Origin of the sequence: Parabacteroides sp. AF18-52, assembly GCF_003479145.1 — a bacterium.
In the GTDB taxonomy this organism is placed as follows: Bacteria; Bacteroidota; Bacteroidia; order Bacteroidales; family Tannerellaceae; genus Parabacteroides; species Parabacteroides faecis.
In genome coordinates, this window is sequence record NZ_QUGR01000013.1 from 17,523 (window position 1) to 42,490 (window position 24,968).

At 45.1% G+C, this 24,968-nt stretch carries 22 protein-coding genes; 3 read left to right on the forward strand and 19 right to left on the reverse strand.

Annotated elements, in window-relative coordinates:
- Positions 1-2 precede the first annotated feature (2 nt).
- Complete coding sequence (locus tag DWX23_RS18685; RefSeq protein WP_122375564.1) at positions 3-1,004, forward strand: glycosyltransferase; 1,002 nt, start codon at positions 3-5, stop codon at positions 1,002-1,004.
- A gap of 66 nt (positions 1,005-1,070) precedes the next feature.
- On the opposite strand, the gene ahcY is transcribed toward DWX23_RS18685, so the two are convergent.
- From ahcY to rpsO, 4 genes are all read right to left on the reverse strand, one after another.
- Positions 1,071-2,489 (reverse strand): adenosylhomocysteinase, encoded by a 1,419-nt coding sequence (ahcY, locus tag DWX23_RS18690; protein WP_122356024.1) that lies wholly within the window; start codon positions 2,487-2,489, stop codon positions 1,071-1,073.
- 390 nt (positions 2,490-2,879) lie between these two features.
- Positions 2,880-4,535: an AMP-binding protein gene (locus tag DWX23_RS18695; RefSeq protein WP_122356027.1), complete on the reverse strand. Its 1,656-nt coding sequence runs from the start codon at positions 4,533-4,535 to the stop codon at positions 2,880-2,882.
- A 13-nt stretch (positions 4,536-4,548) separates the two neighbouring features.
- The gene (locus DWX23_RS18700; protein ID WP_122356029.1) at positions 4,549-5,133 is read right to left on the reverse strand and encodes a helix-turn-helix domain-containing protein; all 585 of its coding nucleotides are present in this window, start codon (positions 5,131-5,133) and stop codon (positions 4,549-4,551) included.
- A gap of 149 nt (positions 5,134-5,282) precedes the next feature.
- Positions 5,283-5,552, reverse strand: a complete 270-nt coding sequence (gene rpsO, locus DWX23_RS18705) for a 30S ribosomal protein S15 (protein ID WP_122356031.1) — start codon at positions 5,550-5,552, stop codon at positions 5,283-5,285.
- 170 nt (positions 5,553-5,722) lie between these two features.
- On the opposite strand from rpsO, the gene typA reads away from it, so the two are divergent.
- Positions 5,723-7,519 carry a translational GTPase TypA gene (gene typA / locus DWX23_RS18710; RefSeq protein ID WP_122356033.1) on the forward strand — a complete coding sequence of 599 codons (1,797 nt, stop codon included), beginning with the start codon at positions 5,723-5,725 and terminating at the stop codon, positions 7,517-7,519.
- A gap of 66 nt (positions 7,520-7,585) precedes the next feature.
- Here the strand turns inward: typA and DWX23_RS18715 are convergent, their stop codons facing one another.
- The 15 genes from DWX23_RS18715 to DWX23_RS18785 form a co-directional block, all read right to left on the reverse strand.
- Positions 7,586-8,233 carry a hypothetical protein gene (locus tag DWX23_RS18715; RefSeq protein WP_122375565.1) on the reverse strand — a complete coding sequence of 216 codons (648 nt, stop codon included), beginning with the start codon at positions 8,231-8,233 and terminating at the stop codon, positions 7,586-7,588.
- 157 nt (positions 8,234-8,390) lie between these two features.
- Positions 8,391-9,806 (reverse strand): NADH-quinone oxidoreductase subunit N, encoded by a 1,416-nt coding sequence (locus tag DWX23_RS18720; RefSeq protein WP_122375566.1) that lies wholly within the window; start codon positions 9,804-9,806, stop codon positions 8,391-8,393.
- 18 nt (positions 9,807-9,824) lie between these two features.
- A complete protein-coding gene (locus DWX23_RS18725) occupies positions 9,825-11,336 on the reverse strand; it encodes a NuoM family protein (RefSeq protein WP_122375567.1) in 1,512 nt (503 codons plus the stop codon).
- Positions 11,337-11,340: 4 nt separating this feature from the next.
- Complete coding sequence (nuoL, locus tag DWX23_RS18730) at positions 11,341-13,269, reverse strand: NADH-quinone oxidoreductase subunit L (protein ID WP_122375568.1); 1,929 nt, start codon at positions 13,267-13,269, stop codon at positions 11,341-11,343.
- A 5-nt stretch (positions 13,270-13,274) separates the two neighbouring features.
- The gene (gene nuoK, locus DWX23_RS18735) at positions 13,275-13,589 is read right to left on the reverse strand and encodes an NADH-quinone oxidoreductase subunit NuoK (RefSeq protein WP_046150801.1); all 315 of its coding nucleotides are present in this window, start codon (positions 13,587-13,589) and stop codon (positions 13,275-13,277) included.
- 4 nt (positions 13,590-13,593) lie between these two features.
- The gene (locus tag DWX23_RS18740; protein WP_122375569.1) at positions 13,594-14,106 is read right to left on the reverse strand and encodes an NADH-quinone oxidoreductase subunit J; all 513 of its coding nucleotides are present in this window, start codon (positions 14,104-14,106) and stop codon (positions 13,594-13,596) included.
- Positions 14,103-14,591 (reverse strand): 4Fe-4S dicluster domain-containing protein, encoded by a 489-nt coding sequence (locus DWX23_RS18745; protein WP_075560243.1) that lies wholly within the window; start codon positions 14,589-14,591, stop codon positions 14,103-14,105. Before DWX23_RS18745 ends, DWX23_RS18740 begins: the two co-directional genes overlap by 4 nt.
- A gap of 20 nt (positions 14,592-14,611) precedes the next feature.
- On the reverse strand, positions 14,612-15,700 hold the full coding sequence (nuoH, locus tag DWX23_RS18750) for an NADH-quinone oxidoreductase subunit NuoH (protein ID WP_122375570.1): 1,089 nt from the start codon (positions 15,698-15,700) through the stop codon (positions 14,612-14,614).
- Positions 15,701-15,712: 12 nt separating this feature from the next.
- Complete coding sequence (locus tag DWX23_RS18755; RefSeq protein WP_122375571.1) at positions 15,713-16,834, reverse strand: NADH-quinone oxidoreductase subunit D; 1,122 nt, start codon at positions 16,832-16,834, stop codon at positions 15,713-15,715.
- Positions 16,835-16,860: 26 nt separating this feature from the next.
- Positions 16,861-17,310 carry an NADH-quinone oxidoreductase subunit C gene (locus tag DWX23_RS18760; RefSeq protein ID WP_122375572.1) on the reverse strand — a complete coding sequence of 150 codons (450 nt, stop codon included), beginning with the start codon at positions 17,308-17,310 and terminating at the stop codon, positions 16,861-16,863.
- A complete protein-coding gene (locus DWX23_RS18765; protein WP_122375573.1) occupies positions 17,307-17,852 on the reverse strand; it encodes an NADH-quinone oxidoreductase subunit B in 546 nt (181 codons plus the stop codon). Before DWX23_RS18765 ends, DWX23_RS18760 begins: the two co-directional genes overlap by 4 nt.
- Positions 17,843-18,193, reverse strand: a complete 351-nt coding sequence (locus tag DWX23_RS18770; protein ID WP_122375574.1) for an NADH-quinone oxidoreductase subunit A — start codon at positions 18,191-18,193, stop codon at positions 17,843-17,845. The genes DWX23_RS18765 and DWX23_RS18770 overlap by 10 nt, the downstream gene beginning before the upstream one ends.
- Positions 18,194-18,316: 123 nt before the next feature.
- Complete coding sequence (locus DWX23_RS18775) at positions 18,317-18,718, reverse strand: hypothetical protein (protein WP_147382553.1); 402 nt, start codon at positions 18,716-18,718, stop codon at positions 18,317-18,319.
- A 198-nt stretch (positions 18,719-18,916) separates the two neighbouring features.
- Positions 18,917-20,608, reverse strand: a complete 1,692-nt coding sequence (locus DWX23_RS18780) for a hypothetical protein (RefSeq protein ID WP_122356037.1) — start codon at positions 20,606-20,608, stop codon at positions 18,917-18,919.
- Between the two features lie 304 nt (positions 20,609-20,912).
- Complete coding sequence (locus DWX23_RS18785) at positions 20,913-23,144, reverse strand: trypsin-like peptidase domain-containing protein (RefSeq protein WP_122375576.1); 2,232 nt, start codon at positions 23,142-23,144, stop codon at positions 20,913-20,915.
- Positions 23,145-23,306: 162 nt separating this feature from the next.
- On the opposite strand from DWX23_RS18785, the gene DWX23_RS18790 reads away from it, so the two are divergent.
- The gene (locus tag DWX23_RS18790; RefSeq protein ID WP_122375577.1) at positions 23,307-24,947 is read left to right on the forward strand and encodes a fumarate hydratase; all 1,641 of its coding nucleotides are present in this window, start codon (positions 23,307-23,309) and stop codon (positions 24,945-24,947) included.
- Positions 24,948-24,968 lie beyond the last annotated feature (21 nt).

The window sequence follows — 24,968 nt, forward strand, 5'->3', positions numbered from 1 at the left end:
CGATGATTTCTTATTCAATCATAATACCCGTATATAACCGCCCGGCTGAGGTGCGTGAATTGTTGGAGAGTCTGGTCAATCAGACCTGTAAGGATTTTGAAGTCCTGATTGTGGAAGACGGCTCTGCCGTCCCTTGTGATGAGGTCGTTAAGGAATATGAGGATAGATTGAATATCCGTTATTTCTTTAAACCCAATTCCGGTCGGAGCCTGACCCGGAATTATGGAATGGAACGGGCCGAAGGGAAATACCAACTGTTTTTTGATTCCGACTGTATTATTCCGGAAGATTATTTTGAGAAAGTAACAAACTATCTGAAGGAAACGAAGGCTGATTGTTTCGGTGGTCCGGATAGGGCACATTCTTCTTTTTCCCTGATGCAGAAAGCGATCAGTTATTCGATGACCTCTTTTCTGACTACCGGTGGTATCCGGGGAAGTAAGAAAGGATTGGAAAAGTTTGTGCCCCGTACGTTCAATATGGGATTCTCCCGTGAGGTTTATCAAAAAGTGGGTGGGTTCAAGGATATGTTTGGAGAAGACATCGACTTGAGTACACGTATCCGTAAGGCTGGATTTACAGTGGAACTGTTCCCGGATGCTTATGTTTATCATAAGCGCAGAGTGAGTCTTAAATCATTTTACAGGCAGGTATATGTGTTTGGGATGGCTCGTGTCGATTTATATCAGATGCATCCGGACTCTTTGAAATTAGTTCATCTGCTACCTGCTTGTTTTGTTCTGGGAGTGGTCTTTTTACTGTTATCGTCCTTGGTTTGTCCCTGGGCTTTACTCCCTTTGGGAATTTATATACTGGCTCTTTTTCTGGAATCCCTTTGGGTCAATAAGAGTTTGCCGATCGCATTGCTTTCGATTGTTACCAGTTTTATTCAGTTGGGAGGATATGGCATAGGCTTTATCGGTGCATTTATCCGCAAAGTGATTCTTAAACAGCAAGTGGATGTGGAGGCAGAGCTAAAAAAACATTACAAGAAGAAAGCCTGAAGATACGTATAATAAAGAAAAGGACCTGGCAGGGTATTTCAATACATCTGTCAGGTCCTCTTTGTTTCAATATCTGTAATGATCCGCCTTATATGGGCCTTCTACCGGAACTCCGATATACTCAGCTTGCTTAGGACTCAATTTAGACAGTTTCACACCGATCCGTTCGAGATGTAGGCGGGCTACTTCTTCGTCCAGACGTTTCGGCAGGCGGTAAACACCTACTTCATAAGCCATCTGCCACAAATCCATCTGTGCGAGCACCTGGTTGGTGAACGAGTTACTCATCACGAATGACGGGTGACCGGTTGCACAACCTAAGTTAACCAGACGGCCTTCTGCCAGCAGGAAGATAGAATTTCCTGTCGGGAAAGTATATTTGTCTACCTGTGGTTTGATATTGGTGTGCTGGATATTTGGGTAGTTGATCAGGTTGTCTACCTGAATTTCATTGTCGAAGTGACCGATATTACATACGATAGCCTGGTCTTTCATCTGAGACATATGACCGATTGTAATGATATCGCAGTTACCGGTCGTCGTAACGAAGATGTTACCTTCTTTCACAGCATCTTCCATCGTTGTTACTTCGAAGCCTTCCATAGCGGCCTGCAAAGCACAGATCGGGTCGATTTCCGTAACCAGTACACGAGCCCCGTAGGAACGCATGGAATGGGCGCAACCTTTACCGACATCGCCATATCCGGCAACGACAACGACTTTACCGGCAATCATCACGTCGGTAGCGCGTTTGATACCGTCGGCCAACGATTCGCGGCAACCATACAGGTTATCGAATTTGGACTTCGTTACGGAGTCGTTTACATTGATAGCCGGAACCAGCAGTTCGCCTTTTTCCATCATCTGATACAGGCGGTGTACACCGGTGGTTGTCTCTTCCGAAACACCTTTCATTTCTGCAATTGTACGGTGCCAGCGTCCGTTATCTTCTTCCAGGATGCGATGTAAAGTATCCAGAATTACCTGTTCCTCATGGTTTCCGCCTTTACGGTTGATCGTTTCTGCGTTATCTTCGGCACGGTATCCCATGTGAACCAATAAAGAGGCATCTCCGCCATCGTCAACAATCATGTGAGGGCCTTTCCCGTCGGGGAAACGAAGTGCCATGTCGGTACACCACCAGTATTCTTCCAGCGTTTCACCTTTCCAGGCAAAAACGGGAACGCCATCGGCAGCGATAGCCGCAGCGGCATGGTCCTGTGTAGAGAAGATGTTACAGCTTGCCCAGCGTACATCTGCTCCCAACGCAACTAATGTTTCGATTAACACTGCAGTCTGGATAGTCATGTGCAGTGAGCCGGTGATACGGGCACCTTTCAGTGGTTTCTGATCGGCATATTTCTGGCGCAGAGCCATCAGTCCCGGCATTTCGTGTTCGGCGATCTCGATCTCTTTACGACCGAAGTCTGCCAAACTCATATCTGCCACTTTATAAGGCAGATTAGTTGGAAATAATTGTGACATAAATAATACTTATTTTGAATGTGTGGCAAAGATAAGAAATTATTAGGTTGTTCAGATAATTCCTGGGGACAAACATAATCATCCCCTGGTGTCTTCAAAATTTCCCGCTTGGGAAACTCTGGTTTCCAAGGCAGGAAACGCTAGTTCCCTCGGCAGGAAATTACAGTTCCCCAGGCAGGAAACCGGAGTTTCCTGAGCTTGGAATTACGAAGAAATTGTAATCGGTTGTGTAATAGTATTATGGGTGATATTCTGCAAAAGGCGATAAAAGAGTATACAAATAACGCTGATTAAGCAGATTCACACAGATTTCATTTATATTTAAAACGATAAATCTGCGGTTATCTGCTTAATCAGCGTCATCTGCGCACCGGTAATAAAATTCCGGACTTATACTGGAGTAATGCCTTGTTCGGCAAGCAACTTGAGGCTGAGGTCTTTCAGTTTAAACTTCTGTATCTTTCCGCTGCCGGTCATCGGGAAGGTATCGACGAAGAAGATGTATTTCGGTATCTTGTGGCGGGCGATCTTGCCGCGGCAGAAATCTTTTACCACATCGTCTGTCATCGTTACACCTTCATGCAGGATGATGAAAGCGCCTACTTCCTCTCCGTATTTCTTGGACGGAACGGCTGCCACCTGCACGTCTTTCACACCTTCCAGGTGATACAAGAATTCTTCTATCTCACGCGGATATACATTTTCTCCGCCACGGATAATCATATCCTTGATGCGGCCGGTGATGCGATAATATCCGTTTTCATCTTTTATACCGAGGTCGCCACTATGAAGGAAACCGTCTTTATCGATGACTTCGGCTGTAGCGGCAGGGTTGTTGTAATAACCTTTCATGTTATTGTAACCGCGGTTACACATCTCTCCTTGTACACCGACCGGGCATTCTTCGCCGGTTTCCGGGTCGATAACGCGCACTTCCGTAAATTCAAAGTCGCGTCCTACCGTGTTATGACGTGCTTCCATCGGATCGTCGATGCGTGAGTGCGTCATACCCGGAGATGTCTCCGTCAAGCCGTATACACTGGTTACTTTCATATACATTTTCTCTTCCACCTGGCGCATCAGTTCGACCGGGCAGAGTGAACCGGCCATAATACCGGTGCGGAGTGAGGTAAGGTCGAACATCGGGAACATCGGGTGGTTCAGTTCGGCGATGAACATGGTCGGTACGCCGTAAAGAGCCGTACAACGTTCTTTATGGATAGATGCCAGCACGACCAGCGGGTCGAATTTCTCAACCATCACCTGTGTACATCCGTGTGTCAGTACGTTCATGGATGCCAATACCACGCCGAAGCAGTGGAAGAGGGGAACGCAGCAACATAGTTTGTCGTCGGCAGTAAATTTCATGTGCTCGCCGGTCAGCAAACCGTTGTTGGCAATGTTATAGTGCGTCAGCATAACCCCTTTCGGGAAACCTGTCGTACCGGAGGTATATTGCATATTGACAACATCGTGGCAATTGACGAGCTTTTTGGCTTCTTCCAGTTTGTCGTCGCTGATGTTTTCACCCAGCAGTAACAACTCCGGTGTATTGTACATGCCGCGGTATTTCTCCTGACCGATGTAAACCACGTTCTTCAGTCGTGGAAAACGCTTGCTTTTCAGGTAACCGCGTTGTGATTCCTTTAACTCGGGGAGCATGGAATACATCATATCGATATAACTTCCGTCGAATACACCATCGGTGATGCACATGGTATGTATATCGGCATTTTCAACCAGAAATTCCAGTTCGTTTTGCTTATAGTTCGTATTTACCGTAACGGCAACGGCCCCGATCTTGGCAGCTGCATAAAGGAATGTCAGCCAGTCAGGTACATTGGTTGCCCAGATACCAACATGCGTGCCGTGTTCGACACCGATAGACAGCATACCTTTCGCCATCCGGTCGACACGTTCGTTAAACTTTTTCCATGTGAAACGCAGGTCACGATCGGAATAAACCACGTATTCCTTGTCCGGCGTCAAAGTGGCCCAATGTTCCAGCCATTGACCTAAAGTCTTGTCCTGTAATTGTATTTCCATATCCTTCGGTCAATTAGTACGGGGTATAAACAACTCCAAGTATTTTAGCTGTGCTGTCGGCTGCAGCGTGAACATGATGGGCAACGATAGAATCGTAGTAAATACTGTCACCTTCTTCCAGTAAATACGTATTTTTCCCATAGTTTATTTCAACTACGCCGGCCAGTACATAAATAAATTCTTCGCCTTCGTGTGTGGAAAGAACGAAATCAACACCTTCTTCTGATGGGGAAACATCGATCAGGAACGGTTCCATATGCCGCCCGGACTTATCCTGTGACAGGGAGTGATATTCCATGTGTTTGCGGTTTTCCATCGAATTGTTGGTGAAACCGATGCTATTGGAATCGTTGCTGTCTTTTTTGCGGCAGATAACCGGACCCAGTTCTGACTGGTCGTCGAGGAATGTTCCCAGACGGACACCGAGTACCCGTGCTATTTTGATAAGTGGCGCCAGTGAAGGAAAGTCTACATTACCTTCTATGCGTTCGATCTGTTCGATACTCAGGCCGGAGCGTTCGGCTACTTCTTCAACGGAAAGTTGTTTTGATTCACGGATACTTTTAATTTTGGCTCCGATGATTTTGTTGTTTCCCATAAGTATGTTTATTTTAGATTTTCTTTTAATTTGTAACTAAACGCCGCAAATTTACATTAATATTTTATTTTACCATGTAATTTGCTGAAAGAAAAAAAGGGCAACCCTTGTATGAGTTGCCCTTTTGTAACTTCCGGAGAAGTAGTTTCTTATTTTCTGATACCAAGCTCTTTAATGATAGCACGATATCTGTTGATATCAACTTTAATCAGATAGTCCAATAAACGACGACGTTTACCAACCAACATTTTCAGCGCTCTTTCAGTGCTGTAATCTTTGTGATTACTTTTCAGGTGCTCTGTCAAGTGTGCAATACGAACTGTGAACAAAGCGATCTGGCTTTCTGCTGAACCTGTGTCAGTTGCAGATTTGCCATACTTTTCGAATAATTCTTTTTTCTTTTCTGAATCTAAAAACATGATTCTTTGTACTTTAATAAATTGATACTATATTATCTAAGCGGATGCAAAGGTAGGCATTCCTTTGAGATATACAAGACTTTTCATCTTATTTTTTGTATTTTGAGACATGAATGACATATATATATCGTAAAAATGTCGTATTTTTGCAGCCAATAAATTAGTCTTCGATGCAAAAACTCAGAAACATCGCGATTATCGCGCACGTAGACCACGGCAAAACGACGCTTGTGGATAAGATGTTATTAGCCGGTAAGCTTTTCCGTGAAGGACAGGCAGAACCGGATCAGTTCATGGACAACAATGATTTGGAACGTGAACGAGGAATTACGATTTTGGCCAAGAATGTCTCTATTAATTATAAAGATTACAAAATCAATATTATTGATACTCCGGGTCACGCCGATTTCGGAGGAGAGGTAGAGCGTGTATTAAACATGGCCGATGGTTGTTTGTTGTTGGTCGACGCGTTTGAAGGGCCGATGCCTCAGACTCGTTTTGTATTACAAAAAGCAATCCAGTTGGGATTGAAACCGATTGTGGTTATTAATAAGGTAGACAAACCGAACTGTCGTCCGTCGGAAGTTCAGGAAATGGTTTTCGAATTGATGTTCAGCCTGGACGCAACGGAAGAGCAGTTGGATTTCCCGACAATCTATGGTTCTGCAAAACAGGGATGGATGTCGACCGACTGGAAAGAACCGAAAGAAGATATTCTGGCATTGTTGGATGCTATTATTGAATATATACCGGAACCGAAAGTGCTGGAGGGAACTCCTCAGATGCTGATCACTTCGCTGGACTTTTCAAAATATGTCGGACGTATCGCAGTTGGACGTGTTCATCGCGGAGAGCTGAAAGAAGGCCAGGAAGTTATGTTGTGTAAACGTGACGGTTCGATGGTGAAATCAAAGATCAAGGAAGTCGATGTATTTGAAGGTTTAGGCCGTACAAAAGTATCTTCTGTTCAATCAGGTGATATTTGTGCTGTGATCGGGATCGAAGGTTTTGAGATCGGTGAAACGATTGCCGATGTGAATGAACCGGAAGCATTGCCGACAATCGCTATCGACGAACCGACCATGTCTATGCTCTTTACGATCAATAACTCTCCGTTCTTCGGTAAAGACGGTAAATTTGTGACTTCACGTCATATATTTGAACGTTTGCAGAAAGAGTTGGATAAGAACCTTGCATTGCGTGTGGTTCCGACCGATTCAGCCGATTCGTGGTTGGTATATGGTCGTGGTGTGCTTCACTTGTCTGTATTGATCGAAACGATGCGTCGTGAAGGATACGAATTGCAGGTAGGTCAGCCGCAGGTTATCATCAAAGAAATAGACGGTGTAAAATGCGAACCGGTAGAACAGCTGACAATCAATCTTCCGGAAGAATCATCCAGCCGTATTATCGATATGGTGACAAAACGTAAAGGTGAGATGACGATGATGGAAAGCAAGAACGACCGTATGCATCTTGAGTTCAATATACCTTCACGTGGTATTATCGGTTTGAACAATGCTGTTCTGACAGCTTCTGCCGGTGAAGCGATCATGGCTCACCGCTTCCTGGAATATCAGCCGTGGAAGGGAGATATCGAACGTCGTAACAATGGCTCTATCATTGCGATGGAGACCGGAACAGCGTTTGCCTATGCTTTGAACAATCTTCAGTCACGTGGCCGTTTCTTTATTGCTCCGCAGGAAGAAGTTTACGCCGGACAAGTAGTGGGAGAGCATACGAAGGAAGGTGATCTGGTAGTTAACGTAACAAAGTCGAAGAAACTGACGAATATGCGTGCTTCCGGTTCAGACGATAAAGTATCTCTGGCTCCTCCTATTGTATTCAGTCTGGAAGATGCCCTGGAGTATATCAAGGGAGACGAATATGTAGAAATCACTCCGAACAATATGCGTATGCGTAAGATCATCCTGGATGAAACAGAACGTAAACGTCAGGGTAGATAATTTACATCTATAATATAGAAAAGCCGGGTGCACATCGTGTATCCGGCTTTTTATTTGGTATCTACTTTATTTTAGTGCAGATGCGTAGTTGTAGATTTGTAAGACGTTATCGATGTCGTTAAAATCGATCTTATTGTCATCGGCATATTTCTTTAGTTCATTTTTATGGCTCGGAAAGGCTTTGAGGAATTGCTTTTCGTTGATGAAGCGATATTGTTTTCCTTTACGTTCTATCCGGAAGATCTTGTCGATGCGGGTCAGGATCAATTTTTCCGTTTCCAGTTTATGCATGGTGCTGCCTGACTGGAACGACGAATAACTGTCGACAGCCGATGTTTCCGAACGGCCGCCGTAGCCAACTTGTTTCCCTTCCCATTTTAATGAACCTCTGTACTGTACGAAAATAGGCGGATCTTTCTGTAACACCTCAGTTGCCCCGTCTTTAGTCGGGAGGAATATTCTTTCCCCGATTTTAATCGTTGCAACCATGTCCGGCTCAGAGAACTCTTTGATGTTATTTTTGTCGTATTTATCCCGGAATAAAAATTTCTTGATCAAGAGACTGTAATTTAGCGGAACATTGAATACCCGCCCGTCTTTGTAGTACACATGCCCGTTTTCGAAATGCTGCAACAGGAATTGTGTGCTATCGATCTGAGCGACAATGCCGGATGGCATGATACAGATCAGGCAAAATAGTAGAATCCGTTTCATAAATAGTCTATTAGGTGGTTGCTGATACATTTGTTTCCTGCTGTAAATATAAACTATTTATGATTTACTCGTATGAAAAGTGGTATATTTTTAGGCATAAAAGAGGCTGATAAGGAGTTTGTTCATATCCTTATCAGTCTTTTCTTTTTTTAGTTCATTAGAATGTCTGCCTTCCGGCCCAGTCGATATACTGGTAAACGGAAGAGATGAATCCGATACAAAGAATGGCAATACAGCAAAACATCAGTGTGGCTGTCATTACCTTTGTCCTGCCGACACATAACTGTTCTTCAGGTGTATCGATAAAGATGTATTTGATAATACGCAGATAGTTGTAAAGCGAAAGTACCAGGTTGATTCCTGCAAAAATAATCAGGATATACATCCGGTCACCCATGGCGGAGGCCAGCAGGAACAGTTTCCCGAAGAACCCGGAAGTGGGAGGTACACCTGCCAGCGAAAGCAAACTGACACCCATCATCAAAGCCAGGAACGGATTTGTGCGGTAGAAGCCTTTGAATGAATTCAAATCTTCTTTGCCTGTCGCATCGGCAACGGCTCCGAGTACACCGAAGAAACATATGTTACTCAGTACATAGATCAGCATGAAGTAGAGGGTGGAATCGAGCCCCAGGATACTGTTACCCGTAATACCCACCAATACGAATCCGATCTGTGAGATGGAGGAGAACCCCAGCAAACGCTTCAGGTTTTGCTGGCGCATGGCGAACAAGTTACCGACTGTCATACTCAGGATGGCTACGACCGATATGATCTCAAGCCATTCACCGGACAAATGCTGAAATACCGTCATCAGGATGGATACGAAAACAAAAACGATGGAACACTTGGATACGACTGATAGATAACTGGTTACAGCCATCGGCGCACCTTCGTACACATCGGCTGCCCATAAATGGAAAGGGACTGCCGACATCTTGAAGAAGAAGCCGCCCATCATAAAGGCAAAAGCCAGCAGCGTCAGCAGATCGGGAGTCAGGTTCGCCTGTAAATAGTCGAAACTAAGGTTTCCGTAAGCTCCATACAGCAAGGATATACCGAACAAAAGCATTCCTGTAGAGAAGGCGGAAGAAAGAATGAACTTAATACCTGCTTCCGACGAACGCCGTTCATGCTTATTGAAATTTGCCAGGGCAGCGATAGGAATGGTTGAAATCTCTATTCCCAGATACAGCATCAGTACGTGGCCGCTCGACAATGTAATAAAGCCTCCTAACAAGCTGCTAAGCATCAGGATATAAAACTCGATACTGATCTCTGCATGTTTGTAAAGCCAGCGTGAGGCCAGCAAAGGGATCAGTAGAACACCCAGGTTAAGGATCGTTTTTTCTAATTCGATCAGGTCGTTGGTCCGGAAGAACCCATTAAACAATGTCGCTGTCGGGATATGCAGGAAGCTTGCTGCAAAATTAATGAACAGTAGAATATTGACCGTCCAAAGCAGTTGTTTGCACGATTTATCCGCATCCATCAGTTTCATGACCAACAGAAGAAAGATCAGGACACATACTATCAGTTCAAATCGTAATATGGTGAAGAGTTCGGTACTCATAATCTTTTGTTTTATAAGTTAATATTGAAAAGCCTGTGTCAGTAATCGCTGAGCAATAACAAGACTGTCGCTGTCGATCAAACGAATCACCCAAAAAGGACATGTTCCGATCAGGAAGATAGCAGCTATCAACAAGACTGATGCGAGTCTCTCTGAGGGGGTTGCATCTGTCATGCTTTTGACTGCCTTATTGCGTACTTCTCCCCAGATAACCGAGCCTACTGCCCGCAGAATATATACGGCCGTAATCACGATAGATGAGCAGGCTATTAAAGTTGCAATCCGGTAGAAAATCCCAGCCCGTTCCCAGGAACCGACAAAGATCGTCATCTCGGAAACGAAACCACTCATCCCCGGCAACCCCAGTGAGCAGAGTCCGGCGATCAGGAAGGCGGAACCGATGAACGGAGCTTGATAAAGTACTCCTCCCAATTCGCTGATCTGCCGGGTATGTGTACGTTGGTAGATCATACCGATCACACCGAAGAAGAGGGCTGTCATTACTCCATGTGAAACCATTTGCATCACTGCTCCCGTGATAGCTGTGCGGGTAAGCATTGCAATACCTAAGATGACAAATCCGCAGTGGCTGACAGACGAGAAAGCATTCATATACTTCAGGTCTTTTTGTTTTAAGGTAACGATAGCCCCGTATAGGATAGCGGTTGAAGCGAGAATGATAAATATCCATGATAATTCGTCGGCTGCTTCGGGAAACAGGAAGGTGGCTACCCGCAGACATCCGTATCCTCCCAACTTCATAGAAACACCGGCCAGAAACATAGAGGCGGCAGTTGGTGCCGACGAGTGACCGTCCGGAGCCCAGGAATGGAAAGGAAAGAGAGCTGTGAATACACCGAAGCCAATAAAGGTCAATAGGTACAACGGCCGTTGGTAATATACAGGAAGATGCGTCTGAGCCAACTCTTGTAAATTCCAGGTGAAATGGTCTGAGACATCCCCGTTGAAGAAGTAGAGCATGACAATGCCGATAAAGACCAGTGCCGAACCTCCCATCAGCATCAGTGCCAGTTTCATGGCATTCTTTTCGTGTGCACCTGATCCCCAGATACCGATGAGCAGGTATTTCGGGATAACAGCGATCTCCAGGAAGAAGAAAAGCATGAACAAGTCTGTTGCTATAAAGAAGCCATAAGCTCCGAAGCCCAGCAGCGTAAGTAAGACATAAAACTCTTTGGATTGTTCCCGGATGTTTCCGGAGACCAGAATGCCGCTGAACACTACCAATGCAGTAAGTAATATCATCAACAACGAGATCCCGTCGATCCCGTAGCTGAAGTTGATGTTCAGCGGTTCGAACCAGTTGAACGAGTCGGTAAAGAGTAACCCGCTTATATTGCCTGCCGTCATTTTCTCCTGTATGAAGCAATAGGCCAGAAAGATTGTATAGAGTAACTGTATGGCTCCACCGGCCATAGCTATCTTTCGGACTGTCTGTTGCCCTCTGGCGAGGAATAACAGGACGAGCGTAATACCGGGTATAAGTAAAAGTATCGTTAGTAAGTCCATCTTATCAAATATATTGAATGATTAGTAATATGGCCATTAAGAGAACCCCTCCAAGAAAGAAGAAGGCGTATGTCTGAATACGGCCGGATTGCATCCGTTTAATCAGCACACTGAAAGAGTAGCTTCCTTCCGCCAGTCCGTTAAGAGTTCCCTGTATGATATGAGTGTCTATAAAAGAGAACAGGCCTCCGAATCCTTTATCCATCACTTGTTTGGCGAAGAACAAGTACACGGTATCTATATAAAACTTATGGTAAGCCCATTGATAAAAGCCTCCCAGACTCTTTGCAAACATTGTCGGTCTGTCATTGCGTACGGCATAGAATGAGGCTGCTGTCAGAATCCCGATCAGCGCAGCAGATACGGGTAAAAGACTCGATAGAACGCTTACATGTAATTTATATGGCATTCCGTCGGCACTAACCAATTCTCCGAAAGGAATATATCCTGCAAATACAGTGCCGATGGTCAGTACGATCAGTGGTAAAGCCATTTGCCAGGGTTCATGTGCTTTTTCATCCGTTGCTTTCTTATTGAAGAAGACAAGGAAATAGATGCGAAACATATAGAAAGCAGTCAGTCCGCTGGTGAGCAGAGCGACAACATATAATACCGGATGACTTGTCCATGTCGCTGCCAGAATAGCTTCTTTACTGAAGAAACCGGACAGGAACGGACATCCGGAGATAGACAAAGCCGCCAGTAGAAAAGCGATATGTGTAATGGGCAGGCTCCTTCGCAATCCTCCCATATCTTCCAGTTTTCCCGAATGTACGATGTGGATAATAACTCCGGCGCAGAGGAAAAGAGCAGCTTTGAAGAATGCATGCGTAAATAAATGGAACATCGAAGCCGTATATCCTTCGGCTGCCTCTTTGCTCCATCCGGCAACCCCCAGCGCCAGTAACATGTAGGCAATCTGTGAGATCGTAGAATAGGCCAGCACTTTCTTTAATTCGGTCTGTGTACAGGCTATTATTGCGGCAAACAAAGCTGTAAAAGCACTGAGTATGGCTATCACTTCCAGTGCTGCCGGAGCCGAAATGGCATAAACCGGGAACAACCGTGCCACCAGGAAGACACCGGCAACGACCATCGTAGCTGCATGGATCAGGGCACTGACAGGGGTAGGACCCTCCATGGCATCCGGTAGCCATACATGCAATGGGAAGATTGCCGATTTACCCGCACCTCCGGCAAAGACAAGCAGCAGCGCCCATGTCAATGTAGAAAAGCCAAGAAAGGAACTGTCTGTAAAAGCTGCCAGGTAAGATGATCCCGGATCGGTGAGCCGACTGATAATCTGTTCAATATCGAACGAACCGGCTCCCGTACCCAGCATCAGGATGCCGATCAGAAATCCAAGGTCGGCAAAACGGGTGACGATAAAAGCCTTCTTCGCAGCTGCAATAGCGGCAGGCAGTTTGAAATAAAATCCAATCAACAGAAAGGAAGAAACACCGACCAATTCCCAGAAAAAGTAAATCTGGAAGATGTTGAATGCCATCACCAATCCCAGCATGGAGAAGGTGAACAGTTGCAGGTAAGCAAAATAACTCCCTAATCTTTCTTCTCCCTTCATGTAGCCGGTACTGTAAAGGTGGACAAGCAGCGACACGGTCGAGATAACAATCAGCATCATTGCAATGATCGGTGTCAGGGTTATGCCCACATTGATCGAAAGCGTATCGGTGAAAGGCAGCCATTCGAAATCTATCAGGCGGCAAGGTTGGTAAATACCTGCCTGTTTGCCGAACTCGAAGAAATAGCCATAAGCCACTACCCACGACAATAACGCGGTCAGTACCAGTAACAGGGTAGCCAGTATGCCGGCCCCACGTGGAGTGAACCGTTTACCGATCAGCGACAAGGTGATAAACCCGGCCAGAGGCAGTAAAAGGATTAATCCTGTATATAGTTCATAATTATTCATATCGGTCAGTATTTCATTGTCGTTGTATCATCGATATCTATGGTCTTGAACTTCCGGTAGAGATTGATAATGATCGCTATTGAAAGCGATACCTCTGCGGCGGCAACTATAATAATGAAAAGCGTGAAGAATACGCCTTCCAGTTGTTCGGGATAAAGATATTTGTTGAATGCCACGAAGTTTATGTTCACACTGTTCAGGATCAATTCAGTCGACATCAGTACGGTGATCAGGTTCCGGCGGGCAAAGAAACCGTAAGCTCCCAGGAAAAAGAGTGCCGAACTCAGTATCAGTATATGTGAAAGAGGTATTTGTTCCATAATCTTATTTCTTTTTATTACTTTGTGCAATTACAATACTACCGATCAGGGCAGCCAGCAATAAGACGCTGATTATCTCGAACGGATAGATGTACCCGTATTCATTCAGGTTGAACAACTGATGTCCGATCTCATGGATATCCAGCACCTTCGAAGAGATCGTCTCCGACCGGAACGGATGATGCAGCAACACCCATAACACCAGCATAAAACCGATGAAGGGCAGAAACAGTGCCCAGAACAGCCGCCGGGGAATGGGTAGCGGTAATTTCGCTCCTGTATTGTGGGTAAGGAAGATGGAGAAGATGATAAGCACCACAATTCCTCCCACATAGATCATGATCTGAAGGGCTGCCACAAAATTCATCTCCATCATTATGTACAATCCCGCAATCCCTATCAGGCAGAGAAGCAGGAAGACTGCCGACCGGAAAATGCTCCGGCTGAATACACAGAGGGCACCCAGTGTGAGTATCCCTGCTGAAAGTACGTAAAATAGAATTGCTTCGGCATTCATATTTGTTCCTCCTTTCTATTGGCGGGCAGATGACGTTCGTTGAGGAGCTTCACCAGTTTCCGCTTGTCATATTCACTGTTTTCAAAATGATTGGTCATCTCAAGTGCCCCGAAGTTACAGGAGTCTACGCACTGGCCGCAGAAAGTACAACGTCCCAGGTCGTAGATATATTCGCTGAGAACGCGTTTGCTTTTCCCTTCCGGTGTAGTCACTTTCTCCACTTTGATTTGGATCGTATCGTTGGGACAGGCGGTTTGGCAAAGGGTACAGGCAGTACATTTCAGTTCGCCGTTCTCATCCTCTATCAGATGAAGCTCCGCTTCGAAACGTTCCGGGATATAGAGCGTCGTTTCCCGGTTTTCGGGATACTGCTGTGTCAGTATCCGGGCAGGATGCACCATACTGCTGAATGTACGGAACATTCCTTTACCGAGCGACCCCATAGCCGCACCGATGGAATAGATATAATTAATGCATTTATTCATTTTCAATACTCCTTTTTCCATTATAAATACCATTCAAATACTGCAACGGTAGCAGCAATAAGTACATTGACAATGCTGATGGGCAGCAGGTATTTCCATTCCAGGCGAAGCAACTGGTCGATACGGATACGTGGAAAGGTCCAACGGAACCACATGATCAGGAACACCACAAAGAATACTTTGCCGAAGAACCAGATAAATCCCGGAATATAATCCATTATTGCATTGAAGCCGTCGAGTCCGGGAAGGTAGAGCGGTTGCCAGCCTCCGAAGAATACCGTTGCAGCCATCATAGAGGCGATCAGCATATTGGTATATTCCGAAAGAAAGAACATGGCAAACTGCATACCCGAATATTCGGTATGAAATCCGGCTGTCAGTTCCTGTTCGGCTTCTGCCAGGTCAAAGGGGGCACGGTTCAGCTCAGCTGTTGAGGCGATAATAAATATCATGAAAGAGATGATTGCCGGAATATGTCCTTTGTAAATCCACCATCCGTCAGCCTGCGAATTGATGATCTCGAGGATGGACAGTGAACCGCTCATGGCAATAACGGCAATCAGTGACATACCGACAGAGAGCTCGTAACTCACGATCTGTGCACCGCTACGCATAGCCCCCAACAGTGAATATTTATTGTTGCTGGCCCATCCTGCCATCATCACTCCGATCACACTGATCGATGAAACGGCGGTGACATAAAGTACCCCGATATTGATATCCCACAGTTGTAATCCCGGCGAATAGGAAAAGGGAACCAGTGCCAGAAAGCTGGTGGTCAGTACGATGAAGGGCGCCAAGGCAAAGAGGAATTTATCCGCTTTGAACGGGGTGACGCATTCTTTCAGAAGTAACTTCAACACGTCTGCGATTGCCTGTACGGAACCGCACCAACCCACACGCATCGGTCCGAGGCGCAGCTGCATGAAACCGGCAATTTTTCGTTCGGCGTAGATCATCAGAATAACCAGGACAACGATCATTACGATAAGGGAGACGGCTGCAAGGATTAACTCGACAGTCAAGGCCCAACCCGGCGACAGATAGTCGGACAATGTTTGCCCGATCCATTGGGTAAGACCTGTAAAATCTATTTGTAAACTTGTCATTTCTTTTTGTTTTTATCTGTCAATATCAGGTATTATCAGGTCGAGTGTCGACATGATCGCCACAAGATCTCCTACTTTCGAACCGATCGACAAAGGTTTGAGTGCCGTCAGATTGCTAAAATTCGGTGTCCGGAATTTTACACGCCAGGGTTTGGCTGAGCCGTCGGCAACAATATATACACCCAATTCACCGCGTGCAGTCTCTACCCGGTGGTAGTATTCTCCTTCGAGAAGCTTCAATATTCCTTTGGGTTTATTGCGGAAAGAACCTTCGGGGATACGGTCGATCAGCTGTTCGATAATGGAGATAGACTCTTTCATCTCTTCCATCCGGACCATGTACCGGTTCATGCAATCTCCCCCGGAGAAAAGGATCTCTTTGAACTCTACCTGATCGTAAACATCATAAGGTGCCTGTTTGCGGACATCGCATGAAATACCGGAGCCTCTTGCAACCGGGCCTGTGCAACCCAGTGAAACGGCAAGTTCCGGAGTCAGTATACCGACACCTTCCAGGCGTTTACGGAAGATGATATTGCCCGTAAGCAATTCGCCGTATTCATGTTCATGTTTTTTCAGGGAGGCGAGTACCTCTTTTACCTTGCGTACGAAATCCGGATGTAAATCCTGCATAACACCGCCCGGAGTAATATAATTCATCGTCAACCGGTTGCCCCCTGTCTCCTCAAAGATTTCGAGTATCATTTCCCGTTCGCGGAATGCGTAGAAAAAGGGAGAAACGGCTCCCATATCCAATCCCATGCAGCCCCACCAGAGCAAATGCGAGGCGAGACGTTGTAATTCCGCCATGATAACCCTGATCACCTGCGCACGCTCGGGAACTTCAAGGCCGGCTCCTTTCTCGATACAGAGAGCGCATGCCTGATTGTTCATGTGGGCTGAGAGATAGTCCATTCGACTCGTCAGATAGATAAATTGCTTGTATCCCAACGACTCGCACATCTTTTCGATGCCCCTGTGAATATAACCCGGATGCGGGTCCATATTTAGGATCGTTTCACCATCCAGTTGGGTACGCAAGTGAAGTACTCCGTGTGTGGACGGGTGTTGCGGGCCAATGTTTATGATGAAACCATCCGATTCGTCAGGTGTTATTTCCATATATTTTTCCATGATTAATACCTATTAAGTCGTGTAGCTTACAAATCGAGCGTGTTCACAAAATCTTTACGTAATGGATATCCTTCGAACTCTTCATCCAGGAATAACCTGCGTAGATGCGGATGATTATCGAAACGGATACCGAACAGGTCGTATATCTCGTCTTCGAATAATTCTGCAGCCTGCCATAACTCATAGAGTGAGGGAAGGAGAGGAGTCTCTTCCCGCTCCACATGTGTTTTCAGGATCATTTCATGTCCTTTGCCTACTGCACGCAGGTGACAGACCAGTTCAAAATATTCGCTACGGTCTGTTACCGTTTCGCAAACCAGCTGATTAAAACCAAATGTCTGGTCCTCTTTCAGCAGATGGGCGGTATCCATAAGCTCCTCTTTAGCGATTATCAGAGCTGGAAGCCCGAAACTTTCTCCTATATCTTTCCCCTGGAAACGGTTGGAGAGTAATGTTGTCAGTTTTTCTTTATTCATAACTCTGGTTCGTCTTTAGGTTTCTCTATTACATACGCTTTCTGCAATTTGATTTTTTGCTGTAACGCCATCATCCCCTGTAACAAGGCTTCCGGCCGGGGCGGGCAGCCCGGAATATAGACATCTACCGGGACAATCTTGTCTACGCCCCGTACGACTGTGTAGCTATCTTTGGCAAATGGGCCGCCGGTAATCGTACAGGCTCCCATAGCGATCACGTATTTGGGTTCCGGTATCTGGTCGTACAAACGGCGTAGTACCGGAGCCATCTTGCTCGTGATTGTACCGGCTACAATGATCAGGTCGGCCTGTCGTGGGGTGGCACGCGCCACTTCAAAACCGAAACGCGACCAGTCGTATTTGGCGGATGCTGCACTCATCATTTCAATAGCGCAACAGCTGGTTCCAAAAGTCAACGGCCAGAGTGAATTACTACGGGCCCATCCGGCAATTTTGTCTATGGTCGTAACCAGGACATTCCGTCCCAGGTTTTCGCGGAACTCTTCCGGTATCTCGGGTAAAAACTCTTTTTTCATTTCCATTGCAATGCCTTCTTTTTAAATGCGTAAAGCAATCCCATGAAGAGGAACAGCATAAAAAAGATAATCTCGACCAGTGCCGGGACACCTACTTCTTTCAGTGTGACGGCCCAGGGATAAAGGAATACCATTTCCACATCGAAGATGAGGAAGGATAATGAAAAGAGGTAATAACCTACGTTAAACTGCCCCCAGGATGTTCCTTCCGTGGGAAGTCCGCACTCGTATGCCTCTCCTTTGACCGGGTTTCTGCGTTTCGTTGACACCAGTTTGCCCATACCTATCGCCAGACCGGCAAAGCCAATGCCGGCGAACAGCATTAGTAAAATTGATATAGCTCCCATATCTGTTATGAATTAATTAAAAGGTAGATAACCTTTGCCGGATGAAGATGTCACTTCCGGCAATAGCAATTTGTGCCTTTCCTGTCTACAGGAATAGCTTATAAGATATCAGTAAGAATAGATTTAAATGATAATCCTTCGCAGTTCGTAGATAAAATGTGCGAAGCGGTAATGAAGGGACGATGCGTCGATAATCTGTAATGTCGATATTAACTCACTGGTACGCTGGCGTAGATTGAACTCTTTCAGAAACCGATCCGAATACGATTTGTTTTCCAGCCGGAGTGAATTATTGGAGTTGCTTCTTTCGCGTGACAGCTTGGATAGAATGTGTATATAGTTACAGTTCTCTGCCAGGTCGAATATTAGCTCATGTTGCTGTTGTAAGGCTCTGTCTTTAATCGTTTTCTCGGCAGAGCTTAATTGTACGTTTCCGTGGCGGATACATGTTTCTATGCTTGTCGCATCTTGAGTACCCATCAGTATCAAGCTGAAAAAAACAAGTATAGATAATAATCCTTTCATCTGATAAAACGTCTGTTTATTTAAATTGGCACGCAAAGGTGTAAAAGGTTGACAAGATGACAAAACATTTTGTCTTAAATTATATAATAAGAACCATATTTGTATCATTTGTTTTTGCAAAACGGTTGTTATGTCTTAAAAAATAAAGGCTGCTTCCGTATTGGAAGCAGCCTTTTTATATGTAGGTTGTAAACTTAATTACTTAACCAAGCTAGCGAACTCGCTGTTAGTTGCATATTTTGCAAATTCCAGGTCGATAGCAGCTTCTTTAGCCAAAGCTCTGTCAGCAGCGATAGCAGCCTTTAGGTTGCTTACAACGCCGTTAGCGTCGTTTGTACGAGCAGCTACAACAGCTTTCAGATAAGAAGTGATTGCGTCAGGATTAGCAACAGCGTTCAGAGTCTGAGATGCTTTGCTGTAATCTTTTACCAAGATCTGAGCCAATGCAGCGTTGTTAGTCTTAACAGAACCGAAAGAGTTAACAGCCTTAGCCCATTCGCCTTGTTCCAGGTAAAGAACACCCAGAGCTTCGCCTAATTCAGCTACGCCTGCTGCGTTACCGAACAATTGCTGAGCTTTAGCCTGGTCACCCTTAGTCAGAGCGATAAGACCTAAGTTCATGTTAGCTTCGTTGTTAGCCTTAACAGAGTTAGATTTGTTGAACATCTGTTCAGCCTTAGCCAGGTCACCAGCCTTGAATGCCATCATACCGATGTTGTTCCAAGTGCGGTAGCAGTTAGGATACAGTTCAGAAGCTTTAGTATAGATTGTCATCTTTTCAGCATCGTTGTTAGTCAGAGTAGCAGCATACAGAATTTCTTCGATGTTCAGTTCAGAAGGATTACTCTTAGCCAATGCGCTGATTTCGTCGTCAGACTTACCGATGATTTCGATGTTAGCAGTCAAACGAGAACGACGTAACTGAGGTAAGATAGTTTCTGCCAGATCAGAATATACAGCAGAGATGTTTTTGATTTCTTTTTCTCTTGTTTCAGGATCCTGGTACATAGAGATAACTCTTAATACGAGGTCTTTATCCTGCAGGTTAGAAGCAGATACCAATTCTTTGAAGCCTTCCCAGTCCTGAGCAGTGTAACGTGCGTCAACCGGAGCATCCACTTTCATTTTCTTCAATTCTTTAGCCAGATATTTAGAAGTATTACCTTCACGTCTTTCAGCTAAACCAGTATTCAGTTTAACACCACCATCAGGAGATGCATAAGCAGAAATTTCGATTGCTACGTTCTGGTTAGGAGCTTCGTCTGCATTTTTAACCAAGTCTTTCCAGTCTGCGATAGCAGTAGAGTTCAGTTCTTTTGAACGAAGTTCAGCCTGCTGGATCAAGAACATGATGTTAGCATCGTGAGCTTCTTTGATGATACGCTGGAATTTGTCAGCAGCGATAGCAGCAGTTGCAGTAGCAGCGTCAGCCAGTTCAGAAGTTGCGATAACACCTTCACCGATCTTTACGTCCGGCAATTTAACTGTTTTGTTTTTGATCTTTGCATCGAAAGTCAGATACAATTCTGATTTCTTCATTTCAGGTTTGTAAGTGAAAGCAGATTTCATGGTTACATTAGCACCTTCTTTCTGCGGGATAACCTGATTGTTACCTTTTACTTTCTCACCCTGATAAGTGTAAGAAGTTCCCCATGCTTCACCACCGGCATAGCGAAGAACCGGAGTTACTGTTACAGTTGCTTTCTTGTTGAACCATTTTGCAGGGAAAGTAGCGTTGATAGTCACGGGTACTTTGCCTCCGATAGCCTCTAGCGGCTGCGGCTCAGCTTTGATGTACTCTTCAGCTAGCGGTTTCAACTTGTTTGAACAAGAAGAAAGGGTTAAAATTGCTGCCATTACAAAGAATGACAATAAAAACTTTTTGTTCATAATTTGATGTAAGTTTAAAATGTTACTATGTTTATATATTCACTTTCAATTGTCCCTTAGCCATCAAAGTGCAAAACTAAAGCATTTTTTTGTTATGAATAGCAAAGATACGATAAAATCTTTCTAATTAATACTTATTAATGAATCCGTGCCTCTTTTTTCCTTAAAAAGGATATAAAATGCAGGATTTACGGACGTTCTAATGATGCTTGTCCGACTGTATTTTAGTTAAAATTTCAAGTTTCATTTCTCTTTGTCTATCTTGACATGCTTCGTCTGTCGTTCACTTATTGTGTATTTTTGATTAAAATAATATCTTTTGCGTAAAACCCGTCTCGCCGTAGGTGATTTGTATCAGATAAATACCTGATGTGACACCTGCTACCGGGATCGTATTTTGTCCGCTGCGGACAATCCCGCTTTGTAATGTATTTCCGTTCATGGATATGATGGAATATCGGGCTTCACGGATTGTGGCAGGTAGCAGGATATGGACTGTTTCGGATGCCGTTTCCGTGAATATGCGAATTGGGTTGTTGTTGTCGATAGGTGTGTTGGCAGAAGCCGTATTGTATTGGATGACGGGATCGATGAACAGGGAAGTGTTCATGGGAGAGGCCGGATGGGCGGATGCCTCTATCCATTGCCCTTTGTAGTTGATCCACGTAGTGTTTTTGCTTGTTTCTCCTTTCGGGAGATTATATGCCGAGAAAGAGGTGGCGGCAGTTGCTGTCTTGATCTTATATCCAATAAAGAAATCGCCGGATACATCTACCGGTTCGGAAAACGTGATGAACGTCTCCTGATCACGGTTCAATGGCTTAATGGAATCGATAAAATCGATGTTGTTATTGGTGGTTACGAACGACGGTTTGAATGATTCGGTATGTAGCAATGTTTCCGGTTTGCCGGAGCCACCGTAAACAGTAATTTCTACATCTATCTCTTTGTCTTTGCTTATAGCCGGATTCACGATATATGTACCGTATATTTTCGCCTCTCCGGTTATTTTGTAAGCTTCAGCGAACTCGTTCATGTTCAGCGAATTGTTTCCGAAGGCCGGACCCGTTCCGGGAGAGGGGAGGGGCGTCGCTTCTACATTTTCCGCTTTTCCGCTTTCTTTGACATTGCTCAGACGGATGCAAGGGGTGACACTGTAAGGGTCGAGTCCTTTACAGGTTCGTGCAGTGTTTGTTCCTGCCTGGTCGAGCCATGCTTTCAGTTGTTTATCTGCGTCCGGCGAGACGTCCCAGCTTTGGCTTAAAGCGAAATAGAAATCGTCATAAGGTGACGGACAACTGGATATACCTCCTGAAAGTCCCCCGATAATTTGGTTGTTGTTATCAAACAAGCCGGAGCCGGAGGAACCCGGGCGTGTGCAGCCGTCGGTCCATTCTTTTATGTGCCAGTGCCCGTTCTTTATAAAATTATCTGTATATGGATAGGTCGTTAACTCGACTTGATCGGTCGTGTTGAGCCGTTTTACAGAACCATCCGGGTGATGGATTCCGACATAGGGGGCAGAACCTTGATCTTTTGCATTCCAACCGGCATAATAAGGTTGATAATAAACCGGCGGAATTTCCGTCAGTTCCAGTAAGGCCATGTCGGTGTTTTCGTTGGTCGCCCTGAAATGAGTCGAAGCCATCGACATTTCTTCTGTGCCTCTCATAACAGGATCGCAAAGTGGACTTTCGTAATTAAAGAATGTAACGATATTACCCGCTATCATTTCATAATCAGGATTTTTGATCGAGAACTGATCGTTCAGGCAATGTGATGCCGTTAACAGATAGGGTTTTCCGTCATTCGATGTGTTATTAATTAAAGTACCCGAACAGGCATTTTGTCCATTGACGATGATCAGTACGGAGCTACGGCCTATTTCGTTGTATTTGTCCGTATTGTTTTGGAAGCATGCCAATGGTTTTATGCACCAATGATAAATAGGGCTGTGCCCGATAGGTTCATGTCCTCTGAGGTTGCGGTAATCATGATTTATCTCACCTACTTTCAATCTGCCGTGAAACGGAACATTGGCAGGTTCCTGATATTCGATGATCAGTTCGTCGCCCTGGACCGGTGAGACGGGGAGTCTGCCTAACTCGGAGTTGTTCAGATGGTTGAAAGCGCCTAATATATGTGTCTGGTCCGGGTTATACAAGAAAAGCTGGGCGCCTTCCGGAATTTCGTATTCGGAGAATAGGACATTGATCGAGTAGGCTCCTGCCGACCGTATGCCTAACCGCCATACCCGCGTGCCGTCAGCTTGCGTGAACCAGTTTCCTGAATTCTCCGGGGTAAAATCTGTCATGAATTTGTAAGCGAAATGGAATCCGCTACGCAGGTCGCTTTCATTCAGTGAGTCGATTCGTAATTGTTCAGCAACGTCGAAAGGAGGCATCTCTTTGAACTGGCTTCCCGAACGGGTACTGAGTGTCGCAAACGGAAGAGGTTTGCCTCCGTGGCTGACCTGCCCTGCCAATTGGTTAGATGACAATATACACAGGATGAAAAGTGTGACTAGCTTTTTCATATACGTGCAAATATATGTTTTTCTTTTAACTAATTAATTGTTTCCGGTGAACAAATTTGTGAAAGCACTCCCGTATTTCGTGATTTTTATCTAAGTTTGCCAAGCGAAAAAGAATGATTCTGAAATTGTAAAACCAATATTACATAATTAAATAATAAAGATATGGCAACACCTCCTTTTAAGTATCAGGCACCGTTCCCACTCGGACCGGATACGACAGAGTATTATCTGCTTACAAAAGAGTATGTATCGGTATCCGAGTTTGAAGGACAACCGATGCTGAAAATTGCAAAAGAGGGACTTACAGCGATGGCTAACGCTGCTTTCCGTGACGTGGCTTTCATGCTTCGTCCTGAGCACAACGAACAGGTGGCTAAGATCCTGAGCGATCCGGAAGCCAGCGACAACGACAAGTTCGTGGCACTGACTTTTCTGCGTAATGCGGAAGTATCTGCAAAAGGTCAGCTCCCTTTCTGTCAGGATACCGGTACGGCTATTATCCACGGTGAAAAAGGCCAACATGTATGGACAGGATATTGCGATGAAGAAGCGCTTTCTCTAGGTGTTTACAAAACGTATACGGAGGAAAACCTGCGTTATTCACAGAATGCTCCTTTAAATATGTACGACGAGGTAAATACGAAATGTAACTTACCTGCACAGATCGACATCGAAGCTACCGAAGGTATGGAATATAAATTCCTTTGTGTCGCTAAGGGCGGTGGTTCTGCCAACAAGACTTATCTGTTCCAGGAAACGAAAGCGATCCTGAATCCGACGACCCTGGTTCCGTTCCTGGTAGAAAAAATGAAGACATTAGGTACGGCTGCTTGCCCTCCTTATCATATTGCGTTCGTTATCGGCGGTACTTCTGCTGAAAAGAATCTGCTAACAGTGAAGCTGGCTTCTACTCATTATTACGATAACCTGCCTACAAGCGGTAACGAAGGCGGACAGGCTTTCCGTGATATCGAATTGGAAAAAGAAGTATTAGAAGCTGCTCATAACATCGGTCTGGGAGCCCAGTTCGGTGGTAAGTATTATGCTCACGACGTTCGTATTGTTCGTTTGCCCCGTCATGGTGCTTCTTGCCCGGTAGGTATGGGTGTTTCCTGCTCTGCCGACCGTAACATCAAATGTAAGATTAATAAAGACGGTATCTGGATCGAAAAGATGGATTCAAATCCGGGTCGCCTGATCCCTGAAGAATTACGTAAAGCAGGTGAAGGTAATGCTGTAAAGATCAATCTGAACCAGCCGATGGCCGATATCCTGAAAGAACTGACTAAATATCCGGTTTCAACTCGTCTTTCTCTGAGCGGAACGATCGTTGTAGGTCGTGACATTGCTCATGCCAAATTGAAAGAGCGTATCGACAAGGGTGAAGGTCTGCCTCAATACATCAAAGATCATCCTATTTATTATGCAGGTCCTGCCAAGACTCCTGCCGGAATGGCTTCCGGTTCTTTCGGCCCGACAACTGCCGGTCGTATGGACTCGTACGTGGACTTGTTCCAGGATAATGGCGGTAGCATGATCATGATTGCCAAGGGTAATCGTAGCCAGCAAGTAACAGACGCTTGTAAGAAGCATGGTGGTTTCTATCTGGGAAGTATCGGTGGTCCGGCAGCTATCCTTGCACAGGAAAGCATCAAGAAAGTAGAATGTCTGGAATATCCGGAGTTGGGAATGGAGGCAATCTGGAAGATCGAAGTGGAAGACTTCCCTGCATTTATCCTGGTTGACGATAAAGGCAACGATTTCTTCAAACAACTGAAGCCGCGTTGTTCTTGCAGTAAATAAGACTAATTCATTATAAGAGGT